This window comes from Lentibacillus salicampi (assembly GCF_004565465.1).
Classification (GTDB): Bacteria; Bacillota; Bacilli; order Bacillales; family Amphibacillaceae; genus Lentibacillus; species Lentibacillus salicampi.
The window spans coordinates 1-7287 of the sequence record NZ_SRHY01000070.1 but is presented as its reverse complement, the minus strand read 5'-3'; the positions used below and the strand labels follow the sequence as shown (position 1 = coordinate 7287).

General features: G+C 36.7%; 8 protein-coding genes. All 8 read right to left on the bottom strand.

Annotation, left to right across the window (positions count from 1 at the left end; genetic code table 11):
* Positions 1-116: 116 nt before the first annotated feature.
* Positions 117-641, bottom strand: coding sequence for a TadE/TadG family type IV pilus assembly protein (locus E4U82_RS18950; protein ID WP_167751499.1), 525 nt, complete (start codon positions 639-641; stop codon positions 117-119).
* A 142-nt stretch (positions 642-783) separates the two neighbouring features.
* Positions 784-1383, bottom strand: coding sequence for a DUF4352 domain-containing protein (locus E4U82_RS18945; RefSeq protein ID WP_135111807.1), 600 nt, complete (start codon positions 1381-1383; stop codon positions 784-786).
* Between the two features lie 13 nt (positions 1384-1396).
* On the bottom strand, positions 1397-3631 hold the full coding sequence (locus E4U82_RS18940) for a hypothetical protein (RefSeq protein WP_135111806.1): 2235 nt from the start codon (positions 3629-3631) through the stop codon (positions 1397-1399).
* A gap of 100 nt (positions 3632-3731) precedes the next feature.
* On the bottom strand, positions 3732-4379 hold the full coding sequence (locus E4U82_RS18935; RefSeq protein WP_167751498.1) for a DUF4352 domain-containing protein: 648 nt from the start codon (positions 4377-4379) through the stop codon (positions 3732-3734).
* Positions 4380-4398: 19 nt separating this feature from the next.
* Positions 4399-5046 (bottom strand): TadE family protein, encoded by a 648-nt coding sequence (locus E4U82_RS18930; RefSeq protein WP_135111804.1) that lies wholly within the window; start codon positions 5044-5046, stop codon positions 4399-4401.
* Positions 5047-5069: 23 nt separating this feature from the next.
* Complete coding sequence (locus E4U82_RS18925) at positions 5070-5246, bottom strand: Flp1 family type IVb pilin (RefSeq protein ID WP_135111803.1); 177 nt, start codon at positions 5244-5246, stop codon at positions 5070-5072.
* Positions 5247-5268: 22 nt separating this feature from the next.
* Positions 5269-6132 carry a type II secretion system F family protein gene (locus E4U82_RS18920; RefSeq protein ID WP_245183659.1) on the bottom strand — a complete coding sequence of 288 codons (864 nt, stop codon included), beginning with the start codon at positions 6130-6132 and terminating at the stop codon, positions 5269-5271.
* A gap of 29 nt (positions 6133-6161) precedes the next feature.
* Positions 6162-7091, bottom strand: a complete 930-nt coding sequence (locus E4U82_RS18915; protein WP_135111801.1) for a type II secretion system F family protein — start codon at positions 7089-7091, stop codon at positions 6162-6164.
* Between the last annotated feature and the right edge of the window lie 196 nt (positions 7092-7287).

The window sequence follows — 7287 nt, the reverse complement described above, 5'->3', positions numbered from 1 at the left end:
CGAAAAAACGGGATGAAAGAAACCACGACAACCACTTTATTTCCCTTATTTTTAAAGGAATCCAAGAAAAATCCTCGTCTTTGTCCGAATCTTTGATGGATAAAAAATATAGTTTTTCACCGGTCTTCTAGATGTATTTGATTTTCGGCTTCAATCCTTACATCTGAATTACCTTGCGATTGAGGAAAATTATGATCGATTATTTTTATTCCACCAGGATTAAAAAAATCAGAATTACCAACTTTATCCTCGTATTTGTTTCTGACAGCTTCTTCATATGCTCCCTCTGCCACATGTGTATCAATGAGTTTGCCGGCTGAAGGGATTTGGCTTTTTACGCCATCACTTACTTTATCCAATAACTGGTTAGCAATCTCATTATTACCAAACCGATTCTTTTGTTCTTCAGTCAAATCATCAATAAACCCTTCAGTGCTATTCATTATTTGTCCTTCAATAACAAGGGAAAGAAATGAATAATGTGCTACAGTTTGAGCCGTTTCACTAACAGACTCCTGCAAAGCCATTTCCGCAATTGATATTTTAACTAATGACATTAAGAATAGTAAGAACGTTAATAATATCGGAATAATCAATGATGCTTCAACTGTTATACTTCCATCTTCCTTACGCAGCTTCAATGTTATCGATTCACCTTCTTTCAAAGCGTAATAGCATCTGTAACTTCATAATTGTAAAGCAGGTGGACACTGCCCTTAGGAAAAAGTACTCAATTTTTGAATAACTTCTTCCTAAGGGCAGCAGAAGCCCTCAGGAATTTTTTTACTTTTCGGGGACAGGCAATTCAAATTTAACTTCCTCATCAGGATCCGCAAACTCGTAGATAAGATATACAAGACCATCATCAAAAAGTGTATTACTTACAAATACAAGGTTACCGGTTATTTCCTCATCTGTACCAAGCTCTTCCTTCCTTTCAGTAAATACCTTTGTTTCTGATGATACACTAGTGAGCTCTCCTATCAATTCAGCGGAGATTTTTTCATCAGGTACAAATGATTCATTCCCTGTATTTTTCATAGTGATATTAACGACTGCCAATCTTGTTTCTTCACTCGGCTCTGAACCTTCCATAAAAAAGTCTTCTACAGAATACCCTTCAACTTCCTTTGTTACTTTAAAGTCATTTACTGTTACTTCATACGGAAAACCATAGGAGCTACTAGTGATTTGAGCAGTTTCCCCAATTTGATAAACGGCTTCCTTTCCGTCTTCTTCCGATTGCTCATTTTCTCCTTCATTATCTTCTTCGAACTGGTTTCCTTCGCTTTCTCCCCCATCGCTATTTTCCCCCGCTCCATCAGTACCACTGCACCCGGCAATGAAAATACCTGCAAGTAAAATGATGAGTAACTTTTTCATTTTGTATTCCTCCCTAATATGAATATACTTTTGACTTTTCAATCGTATAAGTATTTCCTGACAGGCTTCCAGATTGGTTTGGGATGAGATTTGTCAGTGCTGGAATAAATAGCAAATCAACATCACCTTTTACTTTTCCTTTTATATATGATGGATTTTCATCCAGTTGAACGTCTGTGTCCAAGGTGATAGCTGCTTGCAGTCGTCTCATTTTTTTGTTATTATACCCGTCTCCTGCAGTTGATCTCATGATCATGAAAATGCGCAGAAATAATGGCATTGTCATCTCAATTTGTCCGGATATTTTTAAAGGTTTCCAAGGATATTTACTTTTTTCTGTCAATTGAGTAATACCTGAAGCAGTGTCTATTAAGGCGCGTACTATTGCACGTAGAACGCCTAATGGACCCGCATATCCACCCTCAAATAAAATTGTGTCAATTAAACTCACAACAAACAAAACCATCGCGATATCTCTAATAAATGCTGCATAATTGGCTCCGGCTGTGGTATACCCGTAAGTGATAAACTGCGCCTGTTTATTTTCGTATAAATAAGACGCTGAATCCCCTAAACTATACGGTTCATTCGTACCATAATTCGCCATAATGTATTCATTGATATAAAGCTGATTTCGGAATGACTCCGGGAATTCTTTTACAAAGGTAAGAAACTGTTTAAAGCGATCGAATGCATCTTTAATAAACTGAGTTCTTCCCGGATCATCATTATCACCACTGCCATTTACTGCATCATATTCTGAAATAATGGCTGTCAATTGATCATATTTGGCTTGGTCACTGGCTAAATCTTCAGCTTCCGTTATCTTATTCCACAGATCATCGTATGCGTCATCAGCCTCATCTTCCATATCCTCTAAACCATCTTTTTGCTCCATCAATTCTTTTGATTCATCATAATCATTTAAATGGCTTTGTAACAATTTTGCATCATCATTCCTATAGCTGTTATATCTTTGCCTTAATGTATCCTTAATACTTGTTGCAGCATCCTCATGATCTTCAATGATTTTGTGGAAACCGTCCACCAATTCAACAACAGTCCTGGAAGCGTAGCCACCATTAAGCGCATCCTCTTGGCTCATACTCTGATTTGGCAAGAATTGTTCATCCAATTTTTCAATACGATTATAAATATCATCAAAAAAAGCCTCATCCAAAATCATGTTTTCCATCTTGTCAATTTCTTCTTGAGCTTGTTCATCTATGTCAAAGTCTTCGAAATTGATATCTCCCATGATGTCCGACATTTGATCATTGTAATCCATAGCGGAGGATGGGCCATAGTTGTCTGGTGAACCGGCAGCGGGTCCCGTACCAAATAATAGCCTGTTTATGGTCGACCGAGTTGACCTGAATTTATCAAACTTATCCAAATGGTCACCTTTTAATTCGCTGAGTGCTTTTTCATAGTTCTCGATTTCCTGCTGTTCCTCTTCATTTTCTTCATCATCACCATCTTCGTTATCGTCACCTTCGTCATCAGTTAACTCGTGATAACGCTCATTATAAAAGATTAACTCTTCCGTGTTTTCGATGTTATTCGGTATTTTTTCGTCCAAATCAGGATTGGGGGGACCAATAATGTCTAACAATTGGCCATTTTTATTAATCATGCTGATATATTTTTTTACTTCTTTCCGTGCATCATCAATCTTCTCATTCCGTTTATCTGCTAACTCAAATATTTCCTCATAGGACTCCGACAATTCTTCAACACTATTAGCATCTTCCTCAGAAAAATTATCTAAGCCGGAATTTCGGACCAAATTAAATATTTCTTCACCAATTTGTGCTGGTGCTTGATATTTCATGCTTTCCAACACTTGGTGTTCAAAGACATCCAAATCAACCAGATTGCGGCCTGTATCAAATGATGCTGTTGCTGAGTCAGTATGTATATCTGGCTTCGCGAGAGTGAACGCACCATTCAGTCCTCCCGAGGAATACATTTGTTCATTTAGATAATGCTGAAAGTCTGATTGTGCCTCTGCCTGACTTCCACTGTAACCGAACAAACCAACGGCAGCCAGTTTTTCATTGAACTCTGCCATCGTTGAACGCAGGGCAGTATCAATAGAGTTCTCAATCTGACGTTCTGCAGAAATGATACGTATCGTGTCAATAAACAAGGCATTAAGTAGGAAAATTGGGAGGATGATCAGAATTGCAAATACTGATACTGATCCCTTTTCCTTAAATAAAAGACGCTTGAAAAACTTTTTCAATTTATCACCCCCATCCGAAATAAATAGAATGATTATCAATTACCACAATACAACAAATCCCCCGATTTTGAATTGTTTTTAGAATGCCAGTTAGTTGTACTTATTCTACTTCACTTTCGGCAACCTCCCAATTTGCATACGTTTTTATTTGATGACCGCTTCCACCTATTATAAATAAATAATTATCCTTTTTTTCAACTACTACAAAAACATGATCACCCGTAACTGATTCACCCGGTGCTATCTCACCTTCCAATAAATCCTGTTCAACATTATCTACATCCATTAATACTGAGTTTAATGATGACTGAAGTTCGCCATCTGGCCCAAAGCCAGGTTCATAAATATTTTCGGCATTAAAAGTATTTTCACCTATGTTTTTCACAGTCATATTCGCCACTGCATGAGTATCACCTTCTGAATCTAATCCTCCGACTACATCCACATACTCAACCGAATTTAAAGTGACTTCATATTTATTGTTTTCATTATCTTCAACTATCCCGGTTTCACCCATTTGAAGGCCTTCCTGGTGTTCTACATGGGTATCATTATTATCACTAGAGCCTTCTGAGCTTTCATCAATTTCTTCACTTGTTTCTTCCTCTTCTTCCTGTTCAGCACTTGTTTCCTCGGCATTGTTTTCTTGTTCATCCGTCTGACCTTCTTCGTTTTCCTGATCAGAGCAGCCAGCAATAATAAATAAACCTAATAAAAGTAGCAATGGTAGTTTAATAAATTGTTTCATGTTGCTTCCCTCCAACTGATTATTCACCAAAAAATTCTTTAGTTGAATTAATGATATCATTCGTTGCATCCTGTAACCCGGTGGCTTTCCATAAATATTTTGAGAAATTAAATGTGCGTATTAATTCAGGTGTTTCAGTAACGACACGACTCGAAGTAGCCTCCAATGAGTTACTCCCGTTTCCTAACATATTTTTAAGAAATGATGGCAGATATAACTCCGACTCGGCTGTCACTTCTACCTCACTATATATAATACTGTTATTATATTCCACATTTACTTCTAAAGGATTATTATACTTATATCTGGCATTCCTAATTTTTTCAAACTTAACACCTTCGTTTCTTGCATTGAATACCCCTTCTAACCCAAACGTCTGTAAAACACCATTATCAAAAATACGCCAGTATAAACCATCATCCCCATCATTTCCCAAACCCGTGTAATACTGCTTATCAAACTCACCTGTTTCCAAGTCTTTATGCGAATTGTTCCAAGTGTAAGCAACTTCACTTGCCGCTTTTTGTGCAACGTAATGGGCGGTCCCCATCTGGAATATTACAATACAAAAGAATACCCCCGCAAGTACGAATATCAGGAATGCGGGGAAAACAAGGGTCGCTTCAAAAGTAAAGCTTCCCCGATCCTCTTTTAAGAAGGGTTTCATCTTTGTCACCCCAAAATCCGTGATTAGTTAAGTATTTCTTTGTCAATATCCTCAAACAAAGCATTAACCCATTCCGTAATCTTACCCTTAAACATGATAGCGATGACTATAAGCACTGATAATATCAGTAGAATTTCTACGGTCTCCAGTCCTTCTTCGTCATTCCAAAGGTTTTTAAAAAATGTTGACAATTGGTTCATTATAATCCTCTCCTTTTAAAATTTAAAATACTGCCAATGCAGGATATATTACAATTAAGAGAACTGCAGCGAATATAAAAATGATTGGAAACACTAGTTTCGATGACGCTTCTTCCCCTTTAATACGTGTGACAGTTTTCCGTTTTTCCCATAAAGATACTGAAAGTTCCTTAAGGGAATCAGTCAGCTGCGCTCCCCCTTTCCTATAGTTCATCATGACAGTTGTCGTGAATACGGAAACTTCCTGTATACCACTCCGGTAGTTCAGGTCCTTCAATGCATCCTGAAATGAAGTATTTGCAGACATTTTGTTAACTGCCTCATTCAGTTCAAAATACAATGGTGAGTCAAATATTCTATGTTTATTTTGGTCTACACACTTTTTGAAAGCTCCCTGCACTGTATCCCCGGCATTCACAAGGAGGATGACTTTATTTACAAATTCAGGGAGTTCAATTAATATCGAATCTTTTCTTTGCTTAACTTTTTTATCCAAATCCTTTACCAGAAAAAGTCCAACGATAACCGTTAATATGAGTCCATACAGTAAATTTTCATTACCTCCTTCACTCGCTTCGACACCTGCAAGTGTAAGCAGAACTAACAGCGTTAATACCGTAATAATCTTAGCCAAATAAATCCTTGTATGGTCACCCGAAAGTTTACTTCCCTTTAATGTAATCATTTTCTGGTGAATAAAATTAATGAGCTTAGGGAGACGTTTGTATAGATTTAATTTGTCTATAACCGTAAAGGCAAATGGTGCAATCACAGGTAATGTAATATCTTCCTTATATGTAGATATGAACTTTTCATAGATTTTCTTCTGCTTTAAGGTTACAAACAATACAACAAACAGGACAACAGCTATAAGAACTTTTATCACCAAGTTTATCCCCTCCTTTCACCTCAGGATCAAACATTTATATCCATTATCTTTTGACTGATCAATAAACTACACGCAACACAACCTAATGCTATCGTCATAATGATTGGTCCAGGACTGCTAAAATCAAATAACGGTGCCACAAAATCAGGCGATGACATTTTCAGGAATAATATAATCCCAATAGGGGCTACAGCCATAATTTTCGATTCAAACTTTTTTTGCGAGACAAGAACTTTAATATCCTGCTGTATTTCAATCTTATCTGTGATAATATCTGATGTCTGTTTTATGACTTTTACCAAATCCCCGCCTGTTCGCTTACATGTTATAAACACATTGGAAAAATTCTTGATATCATCAACGTCTGAACGTTTGGCAAAGTCATTAATCGCCCGTTCAACGATTTCACCATTTTCAATTCTTCTATTGATCAAGTTGAATTCTTTAATGATATATGTTTCATTATCCGGATAAAGTAGTTTCAAATCTTTCAAGGCATCCCGAAATGCATTTTCAATGGATTGGCCTGCAGCCAGGGATGATGATAAAGCGGAAATTGCTTCTTTAAATTGTAATGTTAATTCATCCTTGCGCTTTTCATTTAAATCCTTCTTTTTAATCTTCGGGTACACGAAACCAAATACGGCTGCAATTATTGAAACTATAAGACTATCATAAAATAAGTATGCAACCCCAAAGAGCGCTGCCGCAGCTATGAGACTATATTTCACTTTTTCATTAAAGGTTAATACGTAAGTCGCATAGTCTATTAACGTTTCGCCGCCTATAGTTCTTTTTCTGATTGCCTGAATATTTTTTTCTCTTTTTTTGGCTTCTTTCTTTTCCTGCTCCTTTTCTTCAATCCTTCTGCTTCGGGATTTAAGAATACGCCGAAAAACAATAATACCCAGCAAAATAACAATAACAATTGACCCAATAATTTGTTCCATCGTCATTTTAATCAACCCTCAATGAATTAATTAGAAAATTTCTCAGCAATATCAAACTTCCCGGATATTTTTAACTTACTCAACTTTCGCAGATCAAAAATAGGCTTTAATTTAACTGCAGTATCACTCATTGGCAGCTGAATTATGTTCCTTGACAACATCACAATAAAAGAAAAACACCTCAACTTTTGGTATAGTTTAA